Origin of the sequence: Mesorhizobium maamorense (assembly GCF_044998965.1) — a bacterium.
Taxonomy (GTDB): domain Bacteria; phylum Pseudomonadota; class Alphaproteobacteria; order Rhizobiales; family Rhizobiaceae; genus Mesorhizobium.
In genome coordinates, this window is the sequence record NZ_CP173356.1 from 1,316,303 (window position 1) to 1,328,852 (window position 12,550).

Sequence of the window (12,550 nt, forward strand, 5' to 3'; positions counted from 1 at the left end):
GGCGAGGACACACCTGCGGGGTTTGTTGATGGGGGCGGTTACAAACTGCCATTCACCCCCCTGATGCTGATCAGGCCGGCGAAGATGGGGGTTGCCGTTCCGGGCTCAGGCCGCCTCGCGCTTCAGCGCCTGCGCCATGCAGTGGATGCCGCCGCCGGTCTTGGAGATCTCGCTCATGTCGACGGCCGCCACTTCGAAGCCGCGCGCCTTGAGTTGACCGATCAGCGACTGGCTGGATGTCGGCGCGATCACCCTGTCCTTGCCCAGCGACATGAAGTTGCAACCGAGCGCCATCGTGTCCTGGAACGGCACGTCGATGATCTCGTGCCCTTTGCCCTTCAGCCAGTCGACGATCCCCGGCTCGGTGCAGGCGAGGCAGACGGCGGTGAGTTTTTCGGCGATCGGCACCACCATCAGGTCGATATGGACATAGTACTCGTCGATGAAGGCGATACGTGTTTCCCAGCCCTCTTTTTCGAACCAGGCCTGCACCTGCCGGGCGCCTGCTTCCTGCGTGCGGGCGCCGCCGCAGCCGATTAGCACCACGCCGTCCTCGATGACGTTGAAATCGCCGCCCTCGAAGGTGCCTGCGGTGACCATGTCATAGATCGGGATGCCAAGTTTTTCATAGGTGCGAATGGCGGCATAATTCTCGCCGCGCCGCCACCAATTGGCCATGGCGGTGATGATGGCGCCGTAGGGCGTCATTACGCTGGAATCGCGGGAGTAGACCTGCATCGGCAGCTCCGGCGTCGGCTCGTGCCAGTGGATGTTGACGCCGAAATGCTCGTAGGCCGCGACCAGATCCTTGTGTTGCGCCTGCGCGATCTGCACGTTGCAGGGTGCCTCGCGCAGGTGTTTCCGCGACAGCGAACTGGTCGAGAGATGGCGCAGGAAATTGGGCGAGCCGAGCAGCACGTCGGTCAAGACGTCGGTCTCGTTGGCGAAACCCCACGATGTCAGCGGCTTGGTGCCGCCGGCCGGGTTGCGGCGCTGCAGCGAAAACGGCTCGGCGATGATGCGGTCATGAACGGTCATGCGGTTCTCCTCGTATGGGCGTTTGCGGTCATAGCTTGCTTGGTATCCACCAGTCGCGGCCGCGCGGCGTGGTGACATATTCCGGCCAGCGGAAGTTGATGGGCGGATCGTAGTCGCAGAGCGGCGCGATCCAGGTCGAACCGCCAATGCCGCCGCCGGTTCGGGTGACGAACTCGTCCATCGCCATGTCGCGCGCGGCCTTGTCTTCCAGCAGGCGAAGGGCGGATAGCGCGACGGTCTTCGCCGCGCAGATGACCATCGGGTCGATGGTCGCCGGGATGCCACCCAGCGCGTTCATCGCCCAAGCTGGAAAAACATGACCGTTTGCCGAACGCAGGGCAGGGCGGGCGACATAGAAACGCGCCGTCGGCGCGTGCCAGCTCATGTCGGTGTAGTCGTCCGAGGTCGAGTTCACCTGCGACGGCGGCAGGTCGCGGCGCAGGATCGCCTCTGCCTCCTGTGGTGCAATCAGCCGCTCCAGCTCGTCGATGAAGGGGTTTTCGCTCGCCACCCCACCGGCATTGACCTGGATCTCGCGGGCGATCTTCTTCGCCGCCTCGTCCCAGCGGGGCGGGCCGACGCTCGCCAACGCCTCATAGGCGATCCCGGCCATGGCATGATTGGCCAGCCCCGGCCGCGACTTCGAAACCCAGTGCCGTTCGTAGCGGCAGCCGCTGATCGCGGCGGCGGCCGAGGCGTTTCGGTCGAGCACGGCGGTGACCTGCTCGGCCATGGCGATGATCGGAACACGGATCATGTACTGGATCTCGGCAAGGCCTGCCGGCAGATTGTCGGCGGTGGCCTGGCCCGCCGTCAGGATCGCCTCGCTGATCGACCAGCCGCCCTGGTGCGGCAGCATGGAATCGCGCAGCGCCTTGGAGGCTATGTACATCGTCATCAGCGCGTCGTTGGCGCCGGGCGCGCGAACCGCCGAATGTGCTTGCGGGATCGGGGCGCCGTCGCCGGCGGCGCGTGCCCAATTCTCGGGCTCATCGCAGATGAAGCGATAGATCATCGCGTAGGCAGCGCCGCAATGGGTGTCCCAGCGCGCAGTGTTGCAGAGCGGCAGCATGTAGAAGGGATGGAAGGAGATCATGCCGGCTAGGCCGTCATAATAGCCTTTGGCTGCATGGATCGGTTTCGAGCCGCGCACCTTCTCCGCCGGCTCGCCGGTGAAGCGCAGCGTGCCTGCAATGCCGTGGCGCTGCATGGCGGCCTTGGTGGCGAGCAGACCGCCCAGGCTGGCCATGCCCAGGCCCGAGTGTGGATCGGTATGGCCGCCGGCTTCGGAACCGAGCCCGAGGCGTGGCCGCCTCACCGTGGCAGCGTCCTGGCAGTTGCCGGGCACGGCGTCATATTCGGCATACATGCCGATGGTCGGACCGTCCCCATTGGTCCAGTGGGCGCAGAAGGCCGTCGGCATGCCCGCGGAGCCTTCCTCGACCGCAAACCCCTCGCGCTTCAGCCGATCGACATACCAGTCTGCCGACTGGTACTCGCGCCAGGCAGTCTCGCCGAAGTCGAAGATGGTGCGCGTCCAGGCCGACAGCAGCGGCTGGATGCCGTCGAGGCAGGCAAGAGCGGTTTCTTGCGCCGATGTCGTCACCGGTTTTTCCATGCGCCAAAGAAAGCAGTGAAGCGGCTCGCCAAAAAGTGATATGTTTTCCCGGTTCGTGCAAATTCGGTTCACCTCTTGAGAATTCCATCGACGCAGGCGCTGCGCGCCCTCGACAGTTTCGCCCGTCATGGCAGCGTCTGGCGCGCCGCCGACGAATTGCACCTCACCCGCAGTGCGGTCAGCCATCAATTGCGCTTGCTCGAACGCGACCTCGGCTTCGATCTGCTGGAGCGCATCGGCAAGGGCGTGGCGCTGACACCGCGCGGCCAGCGCTATGCCGCGGACGTGCGCAAGGCGCTGACCGTGCTCGGCGACGCGGTGGCGCAAAACGCCGGCACCGGGGTCGGCGGCTCCTTCGCAGTCTCATGCACACCAGGCTTCGCCTCGCTGTTCTTGTGCACCCATATCGGCGAGTTCCGGCAGATGTATCCGGACGTGGCGCTGAGCATACTGACGCCCCGGCGGCTCGACGACGTCAGCAATCCGGACGCCGACGCCTTCATTGCCTTTGGCGTCGGCAACTGGCCGAACCGCGTGGTGGAACTGCTGTGCGAAATCTCGTTCACGCCGCTCTGCAGCCCGACGCTACTCAACAAAGTGGGCGGCTTTTCCAAGCCCGCCGACGTCCTGCGCGCCAACCTGCTGCATCTTGGCGATACGGAGGACTGGGCGCGCTGGCTGGCGCTGGCCAAGGTCGAGAACCCCGACACCGAGGGCGGCATCTTCTTTTCCGACATGAACCTCGTTTTCTCGGCGGCGATTGCCGGCCAGGGCATCGCCATGGGGGACGAGCTGACCAGCCGCCGGGCGCTGGTGAGGGCCGGCTGGTCAAGCCGTTCGAGACCTCGATCCCGTCGCCGCGTTCCTATTTCCTGGTTTCCGAGCACGCCAAGGCGGGTCACCCTGTGCTGGAGGCGTTTGGGGGATGGTTGAGGTCGAAGCTATCGGAGAACAGGTTGCGGACATATTGAGATCAACTGATCTCCCCCAGGAGAGGTGAATTTCGCGGCTCCAGCGTCGCCGGCATTCGCCATAGATGAATCAAATTTGCCGATCAGGCGAAAACTATTCGGTTGCGGTGAGCCTTCGCGCTGCCTACGATTTCCCCAGCCACCAAGGAAGAGGCAGGATGCAGCAACCCGGCCGGGCCGCAGAGATCAAGGCGAACGGGATCGGCAAGAGCTTCGGCTCGTTCCGTGCGCTGGACAATCTGACGCTCAATATCGGCCGCGGCGAGTTTTTGACGCTGCTCGGCCCCTCCGGCTCCGGCAAGACCACCTTCCTGATGATCCTGGCCGGCTTCCTGCAGCCCAGCGAGGGCCGCCTGTTCAGCGACGGCGTCGATATTACCGACCGGCCGGCCGAACAGCGCGCCGCCGGCATGGTGTTCCAGGGCTATGCGCTCTTCCCGCATATGAGCGTCGAGCAAAACATCGCCTTTCCCCTCAAGGTTCGCAAGAAATCTGCCGCCGAGATCAAGCGTAGCGTCGGCGAGATGATAGAGCGCGTCGGTCTGCTCGGCCACGAGAAAAAGCTGCCGGCGCAGCTTTCCGGCGGCCAGCAACAACGCGTGGCGCTGGCCCGCGCGCTGGTGTTCGAGCCGGGCGTGCTTTTGCTCGACGAGCCGTTCTCGGCGCTGGACAAGAGCCTGCGCGGCCAGATGCAGGCCGAGATGAAACGTCTGCACCAGGAGACCGGCACCACCTTCGTCTTCGTCACCCACGACCAGAGCGAGGCGCTGGCGCTGTCCTCGCGTGTCGCCATCTACAACCATGGCAAATTGTTGCAGGTCGGAGCGCCTGACGAGGTCTATGACCGGCCCGCCAACCGCTTCGTCGCCGAGTTCCTGGGCGAGATCAATATGCTGCCGCTGAAGGGCGTGCGCGTCGCCGACCATGGCGCGACCGCGCTCTGCGAAGACCGGGCAATCAAGCTGCGCGGCAACGCCGAAGCAGTGGATGGCAATGCCATCCTGGCGATCCGGCCAGAACATATGTCGATAGCGCGCGAGGCGGCGGCAGGCGAGAACGGCATAGCTGCCACCGCGATCGGATCGACCTATCTGGGCGCGGCGACCAAACTCGACCTTACGACACGCCAAGGTGCGAAGGTGACCGTCTCTGTGCCGAACGAGGTCGCGGCCGCGGCACTCAGCAAAGGCAATTCCGTCTGGCTGACCTGGCCGGCGGAAAAGGGTTTCCTCCTTCCGGACGGAGGGCAATGAGCACCGGCGCGGCCTGAATTCGCCGCACCGGATTCCGGATTCGATCAACGAAAACAAAGGGGAACTAACATGAACGATACCAAAAAACAGGCCATCGAAACGCTCTCCGAAAGGACAAGGCGCGGTGAGATCTCGCGCCGGCAATTCACGCAACTTGCAGGCCTCGTGCTTGCCGGCACGCCGCTGCTGCTGCGCTCGACCAAGTCCTTCGCCGCCGCGAAGGAACTGGTGCTGGTCAACTGGGGCGGCGACGCCATCACGGCTTACGACGCCGCCTATGGCCAGGCTTTCACCAAGGACACCGGCATCACCGTCAAGATGGATGGCTCCGGCCCGACCGAAGGGGCCATCGCGGCACAATTTAAAAGCGGTGCGCCGACCTGGGATCTTGTCGACGTCGACCCGTTCTCGGCCATCACGCTTGGCGCGCAAGGCATGCTCGAGCCGATCGACTACACAATAGTCGACAAGAAGAAGATGCGGCCGGGTTTCGGCTGGGATTACGCCGCCTCGACCTATTTCTTCTCCTATGTGATCGCCTACGATTCGCAGAAATACGGCAGCAATGCCCCGACCGGCATGGCCGATTTCTTCGACGTGAAGAAATTCCCCGGCAAGCGCTCCCTCTACAAATGGGGCGTGTCGAGTTGGGAGGCGGCTCTTCTCGCCGACGGCATCGCGCCGGCGTCGCTCTATCCGCTCGACCTCAAGCGCGCGCATGACAAGATCGCCGCGTTCAAGGAGAACGTCGTCGCCTATTGGGGCGGCGGCGCGGAAAGCCAGAGCGTGTTGCTCAACGGCGAAGCCTCGATGGCGATCGTCTGGTCGACGCGAGCCTCGCTGATCGAGCAGGATTCGGGCGGTCAGATCAAGTTCATCTGGGACCAGGGCCTGATTTCGCCCGGCGCACTGGCCGTGTTGAAGAACAACCCCGGCGGCAAGGACGCGGCGATGAAGTTCATCGCCAGCGCGCAGGACCCTGCAAAGCAGCTTGTCATGTTCGACAAGCTCGGTCAGGGCCCGGCCAACCCGGCTGCCGACGCTCTGGTTCCCGCCGACAAGAAGCGCATCAACCCGGTCGATCCCGAGAACATGAAGAAGCAGATCCCGCTCGACATGGACTGGTACGCCAAGAATTACGGGGCGGCGCTGGACGAATATACCAAGATCATCTCCGCCTGACCGGCGCTGGGCTGACATGAGAGGCGTTCTCTCGGATAGGATGGGCGCGGCGCTGCTGATGGCGCCGCTGCTCCTGTTCCTTGGCCTCGCCTATGCCTGGCCGTTCCTCGGCGTGGTGAAGTGGAGCTTCACGCTGCCGACGCCGGGGCTTGGCCAGTACGGCGCGCTGATAACCGACCCGCTGGTACAGTCGGTGTTCGTCCGCACGCTGCGCATCGCGGCGATCGTCACCGTTGTATCGGTTGCCGCTGCCTACGCCATCACCGTGGTCTGGGTGCGCGGCAGCCCGGCGCAGCGGGTGCTGGCCGAATTCTGCATCCTGGTGCCGTTCTGGATATCGGTGCTGACGCGCGCCTTCGGCTGGGTGGCGCTTCTCTCCAACCGCGGCCTGATCAACACCTGGCTGCAGTCGATCGGCTTCATTGGCGAACCGCTGACGCTGGTGCGCAACGAATTCGGCGTCATCGTCGGCATGACGCACTTCCTCATTCCTTTCGCCGTCTTTCCGCTGGCGTCTTCCATGCGCAGCCTCGACGAGCGTGTGCTGCTCGCCGCGCGCGGGCTGGGTTCCAGCCGCATGCGCACCTTCTGGACGGTGTTCGTGCCGATGACGCGCTCCGGCATCATCGGCTCCGCGCTGATCGTCTTCGTCTTCTCGCTCGGCTTCTTCGTCACGCCGGCGATCCTTGGCGGTGGCCGCAGCGTCATGATCGCTGAACTGATCTATCTCCGCATCTTCCAGAGCCCGGACTGGGGGCTGGGTGCTGCCATCAGCGTGGTGCTGGTGTTGTTCGTCGGCATCCTGATGGCGCTGCTCTTCCGCTACGTCAGACCGAAGCAATTGGTGTAGCCTATGCCGACCTATCGCCCCGGTCCCGTCTCGCTGGCCCTCGCCGTCCTGGTGGCGCTGTTCCTGCTCCTGCCGCTGCTGGCCGTGATCCCGGTCTCGCTGACGCCCAGCCGCATGCTGGCGATGCCGACGGGCGAGTTGTCGCTGCGCCACTACCGCTCGCTGGTCGAGGATCCGCGCTGGCTCCAGTCCATCCTGCTCTCGATCAGGATCGGCATCGTCAGCAGTGTCATCTCGACGGTGCTGGCACTGTGCTTCAGCCTTGGCGTGTGGATGTTCCAGCCGCGCTTCACCGCGGCTCTGGTCGGCTTCGTGCTGTTACCGATGGTGGTGCCGCCGGTGGTCTCGGCGGTGACGCTCTATTTCCTGCTCACCTCGATCTCCGGCGTCAGTTCCTTTTTCGGCTACGACACCTGGCTGGGTGTGGCCATGGCGCATTCGGTGATGACGGTGCCCTTCGCCACGGTGCTGATCCTGGTCTCCCTCAGCCAGCTTGACCGCCGTATCGACCTCGCAGCGCGTGGCCTTGGCGCCAGCGTCTGGGAGCGCGCCACGCGCATCATCATGCCCAACATCAAATTCGGCATCGTCACCGCGGCACTGCTGTCCTTCGTGCTCTCCTGGGAGGAAATCGGCGTCACGCTGTTCATCACCTCGGTCAACGCCATCACGCTGCCCAGGTTGATGTGGATGGGTCTGCGCGACAATATCGACCCGGCGATCGCGGCCCTTTCAGTGATCCTGATCGTCATCACCGTGCTGGTGCTTGCAGTGCGCAGCGTCGTAATGCGGCTGCGTGGAGGACAATGACCGGGGGCCTGTCTGCCTCAGGGGATTGTCACAGGGGTAAAACTGCTAGCAGAAGCGCACCGAGACCCGGCCGAACCTGCCCAAATCGCCGATGACTTCGTCGCCCGCCTCGACGCTGATCGGCGTCACGCAAGTGCCGGTGATCACGATCTGCCCCGGCTGGAGCGCTATGCCCAAGCCCGACAATTCGTTGACGATCCAGGTCAGCGCAATACGAGGATCGCCCAACACGGCTGCTCCTGATCCGTTATGCTGCGATTTTCCGGGGACAAAAGCGGCCACCGGGTGCTTCGCGAGATCTACGTCGCGCCAATCGTCTTCCACCGCCTCGCCGATGACGAACAGATTGGCGCAGGCATTGTCGGCGATGAGCTGCGGCGCGCCGACAGCGCAGAAATCGTCATAGCGGGAGTCCGGTATTTCGATCGCCGGATGCAAACTCGCCACGGCGTCCACTACATCACCGATTTCATAAGGCGCCGGGCGAGGCGGCAACTGACGGCCGAACCGGAAGGCGAATTCGATCTCGGCGACACGCATCTTGCTTGTCGCCAGGGAAACGGAGCCACCGACCTCGACCGCCTTCTCGGCGAGGAGGCGCCCGGCCATTGGGCCGTCGACGTTGATATGCCGCTGGCCGGCCAGGCTGGTTGCCGCGATCTTCCAGCCGAAGAGCGGAGCCACTGAGCGATCCATGACGTGCGACTGGATGGCGTAGCCTTCGGCCCGCGTCTTCGGCCGCAATTCCTCGGGGATGGCGTCGAGGCGGGTGCCCTTGTCCCAATGGCCTACCAGGAGGCGCGACGCGGCCCTGGCCTTTTCTGGATCGAGCATGATCAGCTCCTGAAATTAGGAAATGCGGCGCTGCCGGGCGTTGCTGATGCTTGCGGTTCGCAAAGGGCACCCGCTATTCATCGTCGCTGACGAGATTGTCGGGAAGTCGTATTTTCGAGATCATCGACATTCATCATCGTGACAACGAATCGGCAATCGTGTTCGTTCAGTAAATGGCTATATACGGCAAAGCGTCTGGAGTGCGGAAGAGCTTCTGGCAAGCAGGGTCGGTAACGCACCGGGTGAGGGAGAAACGATGACGGCGCCCGGCGATTTGCAACAGGCACTGTTTCTGAGGCTAAAAAGCGATCCGTCCCTGTCGGCTCTGCTGGGCGGCGCCGGACTGCGCGAACAACCAACCGACAACGTCGCCTTTCCCTACGTGACATGCGGCCAGACCTGCGCCTTTGACTGGGACACCGGCGCCGAGAACCGCGACGATCAACTTATTACGCTGCATGTCTGGTCGAAGGCCCATGGCGAAGCCGAAACGCGGGCCATCATGGATGCCATCGAGGCGCGCCTTGCCGACGCGGTGCTGGAGGTCGGTGCTCGCGGCCAGACACGCCTGTCGCTCGAATTCAGCGAGGCGCGGTATGACGAGGAACTGCTTGTCCATCACGGCCTGCTGCGTTTTCGGGCGCTGACCCAGGAAAACGCCTGACGCGCGCTTTCAATATGAACGAAACGGAGTCTAGACTGGAACTTCATGGGTTTCATCGGGTTGGGCGGTGAAATCTCAATTTGTTTGTCTCGCATTGCAGGGGTGGCGAGCATGGTTTCAGCGGCGATCACCGTTCATTTCACGTTCAGCGCCGATGCGTTACAACGCTGGCCATGAGAACGCTTCGCTCCCATTTCCGAACCGCGACCCTGGCGCTCTGCGCCGGGCTGCTTGCGGTGCCGGCAAGCGTTGCGCCGGCAGCCGCGCAGGATGAATCGATTGTCGTGGCGGCGGCCGACTGCTACGCGATCGGCCAGCAGGTGGCCGAGCAGAATGGCGGGACGCTTGCCAAGGCCTCGCAGTCGACGCGAGGCGGGCAGCCGGTCTGCGTCATCGTCGTGCTCGTTCCGGGCAAGAACGGGCAGCGTCCGCGCCGCTCCGAGATCGTCGTCCCGCAGAACTGACCCCGTCGTTTCCCAGGCCGGCGGAATCGGCCTATAGCTGAAGCAATCGGTCAACAGGCAGTGGTCTTCGCATGCGCGTACTGGTCGTCGAGGATGACAAGGATCTCAACCGGCAGATATCGGATGCGCTGGTCGACGCCGGCTATGTCGTCGACCGGGCATATGACGGCGAGGAGGGCCATTTTCTCGGTGACACCGAGCCCTACGACGCGGTCGTGCTCGACATCGGCCTGCCGCAAATGGACGGCATCAGCGTGGTCGAGCGCTGGCGGCGCGGCGGCCGCAAGATGCCGGTGCTGATCCTGACCGCCCGCGACCGCTGGAGCGACAAGGTCTCCGGCATCGACGCCGGCGCGGACGACTATGTCACCAAGCCGTTCCACATCGAGGAAGTCCTGGCGCGGGTCAGGGCGCTGATCCGCCGCGCCGCCGGCCACGCCTCATCCGAACTGACCTGCGGCCCGCTGCGCCTCGACACCAAGGCCTCGAAGGCCGATGTCGCCGGCGTGCCGTTGAAGCTGACATCGCATGAGTTCCGCCTGCTTGCCTACCTGATGCATCACATGGGCGAGGTCGTCTCGCGGACCGAACTGGTAGAGCATCTCTACGACCAGGATTTCGACCGCGATTCCAACACGATCGAGGTGTTTGTCGGACGGCTCCGTAAGAAAATGGGCATCGACATGATCGAAACCGTGCGCGGCATGGGTTATCGCATGCGTGAGCCGGAGGCGTAAGGCGGAACCGCTCCCTACCAACCCAACCGTGAGCAAGCGGCTCTCGCTGCGCTTGTGGCCGCGCTCGCTGACGTTCCGCGTCATCGCCTTTTCCACGGTCTGGGCGATCCTGACCCTCATCGTCATTTTCACCCTCATTACCACGCTCTACCGCCAGGCCAGCGAGCGCGGTTTCGACAGCCTGCTTTCTGCGCATCTGTTCAACCTGATCGGCTCCATCGGCATTTCCGACACCGGCGCGCTCACCGGCGCTCCGGATCTCGGCGACCTCCGCTTCTCGGAACCGAATTCGGGCTGGTACTGGTCCGTCGAACCCGCCTCGGAAGGGGTGCACGGCAATCTCCACTCATCGTCGATGACCAAGACGATCCCGTCGCCCGATGTGGCGGACGTTCCCTTCAACGCCAATTTCCAGCGCAGCTACGCGGCGCAAGGCATCGATGGCGAGGAGTTGGTCGTGTTCGAGAGCGAATTCGTTCTCGATGCCAAGAACCGCGCCGCCCGCTTTCGCGTCATGGGCAACAAGACCGAACTGGAACAGGAGATCGCCACCTTCCAGCGCCGCCTCCTGACCTACCTTTCCCTGTTCGGCGTCGGCATGATCGCCATCAACGCCATCGCCATCCTGCTCGGCCTGCAACCGCTGCGAAGGGTCAGGAACGCGCTCGCCATGGTGCGCGAAGGCACCGCGCAAAGACTTGACGGCCAGTTTCCAGCCGAGATTGAACCGCTTGCCAACGAAACCAATGCCTTGATCGAGAACAACCGGCGTATCGTCGAGCGCTCGCGGACTCAGGTCGGCAATCTCGCCCATTCCCTGAAGACACCGCTGGCGGTGCTGCTCAACGAGGGGCGGGCGCTTGGTGGCGCCAAGGGGCAACTGATCGCCGAACAGGCCGCTTCCATGCAGAAGCAGGTCGATCACTATCTCCAGCGCGCCCGCGTCGCGGCGCAGCGCGACAGCGTCGTCTATCGCACGCCGATAGCGCCGTTGGTGCAGCGCATGGTCAGGGTCTTGCAGAAGCTCAATCGGCAGACCAACCTGTCGTTGTCGCTGCCGCCGATCGAGATCGTCTTTGCCGGCGAGCGCGAGGACCTCGAGGAGTTGCTCGGCAATCTGCTCGAAAACGCGATGAAATGGGCGAAGAGCGCGGTTTCGATTTCCGTCGTTCCCGTGGGTGACAAGGACGACAACATGTTCGAGATCGCCATCGAAGACGACGGACCGGGCATACCCGAGGAAAAAGCGCGCGAAGCGTTGAAACGCGGACGACGCCTGGACGAGACCAAGCCGGGCACGGGTCTCGGCTTGGCCATTGTCGCCGACCTCGTCAACGAGTATGGAGGCATACTGCTGCTCGAACGGTCCGGCATGGGCGGATTGAAGGCGGTAGTGCGATTGCGGAGCCTTCAGTGATGCCTTTCCCCGGCCGATCGACATTGACGGACTGGGCATGTTATGGCGGCGCACCGATTGGCTCCGTAGCCGGCCCAACGGCCAAATTTCCGACAAATATCAACATTATAGGCTCGCCGACTTCTCCGATGACGCGGCCCCCGGCGCATCCATGACAGGCTCCAGCTCAAGAAAACCGGTTGTTGGCATGAAGATTCGCGTCGCGCTTGTTTCCGCATTGATGGCCGTTTCCGGCTGCACCACCTTGGGCGGCAAGGCTCCCACCATCGCTGCGACGCCGGCCTCGACGCCATCCGGCGGCGGCAAAGTCGCCACGACGATTATCTCTGCGATGGGCGGCGGCCTCATTGGCGGGTCGATCGGCAGCGGGCTTAGCGACGCCGAAAAGCGCAGCGCGCTCGAGGCTGAATACAAGGCGCTCGAATACACCACGAGCGGCCAGAAGGTGACGTGGAAGGGCACCCAGGCGTCCCGTTATGGCGAAGTGGTTCCGGCTCAGCCCTACCGCGTCGGCTCACAGGACTGCCGCCAGTACACGCAGACCGTCTTTACCGGCGGGGCAGGGGTCACGGCGCGTGGAACGGCTTGCCGCAACGCCGATGGCAGTTGGACGCCGCTCACCTGACAGGCTAGCCGGTCCATTTCGGACCCGGCCGGTTGATGTCGATGAAGGATATGCGGCGCGCCCGCCGTCAAAGCGTCGCAGTATGCT

Annotated in this window: 14 protein-coding genes; 11 read left to right on the top strand and 3 right to left on the bottom strand. The window is 63.8% G+C overall.

Going from position 1 to position 12,550, the window contains the following annotated elements; all coding sequences use genetic code 11:
- Positions 1 to 105 precede the first annotated feature (105 nt).
- Together ACIU1A_RS06675 and ACIU1A_RS06680 are read right to left on the bottom strand one after the other, a co-directional pair.
- Positions 106 to 1,038, bottom strand: a complete 933-nt coding sequence (locus ACIU1A_RS06675; protein ID WP_404926921.1) for a dimethylarginine dimethylaminohydrolase family protein — start codon at positions 1,036 to 1,038, stop codon at positions 106 to 108.
- A 28-nt stretch (positions 1,039 to 1,066) separates the two neighbouring features.
- Positions 1,067 to 2,656, bottom strand: coding sequence for an amidohydrolase (locus tag ACIU1A_RS06680; RefSeq protein WP_404926922.1), 1,590 nt, complete (start codon positions 2,654 to 2,656; stop codon positions 1,067 to 1,069).
- A gap of 75 nt (positions 2,657 to 2,731) precedes the next feature.
- Here ACIU1A_RS06680 and ACIU1A_RS06685 point away from each other — a divergent pair, with 75 nt between their 5' ends.
- From ACIU1A_RS06685 to ACIU1A_RS06705, 5 genes are all read left to right on the top strand, one after another.
- Positions 2,732 to 3,589 (top strand): LysR family transcriptional regulator, encoded by an 858-nt coding sequence (locus ACIU1A_RS06685; protein WP_404926923.1) that lies wholly within the window; start codon positions 2,732 to 2,734, stop codon positions 3,587 to 3,589.
- Between the two features lie 196 nt (positions 3,590 to 3,785).
- The gene (locus tag ACIU1A_RS06690) at positions 3,786 to 4,880 is read left to right on the top strand and encodes an ABC transporter ATP-binding protein (protein ID WP_404926924.1); all 1,095 of its coding nucleotides are present in this window, start codon (positions 3,786 to 3,788) and stop codon (positions 4,878 to 4,880) included.
- A gap of 69 nt (positions 4,881 to 4,949) precedes the next feature.
- Complete coding sequence (locus ACIU1A_RS06695) at positions 4,950 to 6,062, top strand: ABC transporter substrate-binding protein (protein WP_140494711.1); 1,113 nt, start codon at positions 4,950 to 4,952, stop codon at positions 6,060 to 6,062.
- A 16-nt stretch (positions 6,063 to 6,078) separates the two neighbouring features.
- The gene (locus ACIU1A_RS06700; RefSeq protein ID WP_140517968.1) at positions 6,079 to 6,912 is read left to right on the top strand and encodes an ABC transporter permease; all 834 of its coding nucleotides are present in this window, start codon (positions 6,079 to 6,081) and stop codon (positions 6,910 to 6,912) included.
- A 3-nt stretch (positions 6,913 to 6,915) separates the two neighbouring features.
- A complete protein-coding gene (locus ACIU1A_RS06705) occupies positions 6,916 to 7,722 on the top strand; it encodes an ABC transporter permease (protein ID WP_404926925.1) in 807 nt (268 codons plus the stop codon).
- Positions 7,723 to 7,767: 45 nt separating this feature from the next.
- Here the strand turns inward: ACIU1A_RS06705 and ACIU1A_RS06710 are convergent, their stop codons facing one another.
- A complete protein-coding gene (locus ACIU1A_RS06710) occupies positions 7,768 to 8,556 on the bottom strand; it encodes a 2-keto-4-pentenoate hydratase (protein ID WP_140624508.1) in 789 nt (262 codons plus the stop codon).
- Positions 8,557 to 8,812: 256 nt separating this feature from the next.
- On the opposite strand from ACIU1A_RS06710, the gene ACIU1A_RS06715 reads away from it, so the two are divergent.
- The 6 genes from ACIU1A_RS06715 (at position 8,813) to ACIU1A_RS06740 (ending at position 12,463) form a co-directional block, all read left to right on the top strand.
- Positions 8,813 to 9,220, top strand: a complete 408-nt coding sequence (locus ACIU1A_RS06715; RefSeq protein WP_140494704.1) for a DUF3168 domain-containing protein — start codon at positions 8,813 to 8,815, stop codon at positions 9,218 to 9,220.
- Positions 9,221 to 9,265: 45 nt separating this feature from the next.
- Entirely contained in the window at positions 9,266 to 9,397 is a 132-nt protein-coding gene (locus ACIU1A_RS06720; RefSeq protein ID WP_281405944.1) for a hypothetical protein, read from the top strand.
- On the top strand, positions 9,394 to 9,684 hold the full coding sequence (locus ACIU1A_RS06725) for a hypothetical protein (protein WP_140494702.1): 291 nt from the start codon (positions 9,394 to 9,396) through the stop codon (positions 9,682 to 9,684). Before ACIU1A_RS06720 ends, ACIU1A_RS06725 begins: the two co-directional genes overlap by 4 nt.
- Before the next feature lie 71 nt (positions 9,685 to 9,755).
- Positions 9,756 to 10,421 (top strand): response regulator transcription factor, encoded by a 666-nt coding sequence (locus ACIU1A_RS06730; protein WP_140494700.1) that lies wholly within the window; start codon positions 9,756 to 9,758, stop codon positions 10,419 to 10,421.
- Positions 10,422 to 10,449: 28 nt separating this feature from the next.
- On the top strand, positions 10,450 to 11,838 hold the full coding sequence (locus ACIU1A_RS06735; RefSeq protein ID WP_404926926.1) for an ATP-binding protein: 1,389 nt from the start codon (positions 10,450 to 10,452) through the stop codon (positions 11,836 to 11,838).
- 187 nt (positions 11,839 to 12,025) lie between these two features.
- Positions 12,026 to 12,463, top strand: coding sequence for a hypothetical protein (locus ACIU1A_RS06740; RefSeq protein ID WP_140517972.1), 438 nt, complete (start codon positions 12,026 to 12,028; stop codon positions 12,461 to 12,463).
- Positions 12,464 to 12,550 lie beyond the last annotated feature (87 nt).

Excerpts from the sequence above, each read along its gene's own strand:
- ACIU1A_RS06675 (WP_404926921.1), bottom strand. The coding sequence starts at position 1,038 with ATGACCGTTCATGACCGCATCATCGCCGAGCCGTTTTCGCTGCAGCGC.
- ACIU1A_RS06680 (WP_404926922.1), bottom strand. The coding sequence starts at position 2,656 with ATGGAAAAACCGGTGACGACATCGGCGCAAGAAACCGCTCTTGCCTGC.
- ACIU1A_RS06690 (WP_404926924.1), top strand. The coding sequence starts at position 3,786 with ATGCAGCAACCCGGCCGGGCCGCAGAGATCAAGGCGAACGGGATCGGC.
- ACIU1A_RS06695 (WP_140494711.1), top strand. The coding sequence starts at position 4,950 with ATGAACGATACCAAAAAACAGGCCATCGAAACGCTCTCCGAAAGGACA.
- ACIU1A_RS06700 (WP_140517968.1), top strand. The coding sequence starts at position 6,079 with ATGAGAGGCGTTCTCTCGGATAGGATGGGCGCGGCGCTGCTGATGGCG.
- ACIU1A_RS06705 (WP_404926925.1), top strand. The coding sequence starts at position 6,916 with ATGCCGACCTATCGCCCCGGTCCCGTCTCGCTGGCCCTCGCCGTCCTG.
- ACIU1A_RS06710 (WP_140624508.1), bottom strand. The coding sequence starts at position 8,556 with ATGCTCGATCCAGAAAAGGCCAGGGCCGCGTCGCGCCTCCTGGTAGGC.
- ACIU1A_RS06715 (WP_140494704.1), top strand. The coding sequence starts at position 8,813 with ATGACGGCGCCCGGCGATTTGCAACAGGCACTGTTTCTGAGGCTAAAA.
- ACIU1A_RS06720 (WP_281405944.1), top strand. The coding sequence starts at position 9,266 with ATGGGTTTCATCGGGTTGGGCGGTGAAATCTCAATTTGTTTGTCTCGC.
- ACIU1A_RS06725 (WP_140494702.1), top strand. The coding sequence starts at position 9,394 with ATGAGAACGCTTCGCTCCCATTTCCGAACCGCGACCCTGGCGCTCTGC.
- ACIU1A_RS06730 (WP_140494700.1), top strand. The coding sequence starts at position 9,756 with ATGCGCGTACTGGTCGTCGAGGATGACAAGGATCTCAACCGGCAGATA.
- ACIU1A_RS06740 (WP_140517972.1), top strand. The coding sequence starts at position 12,026 with ATGAAGATTCGCGTCGCGCTTGTTTCCGCATTGATGGCCGTTTCCGGC.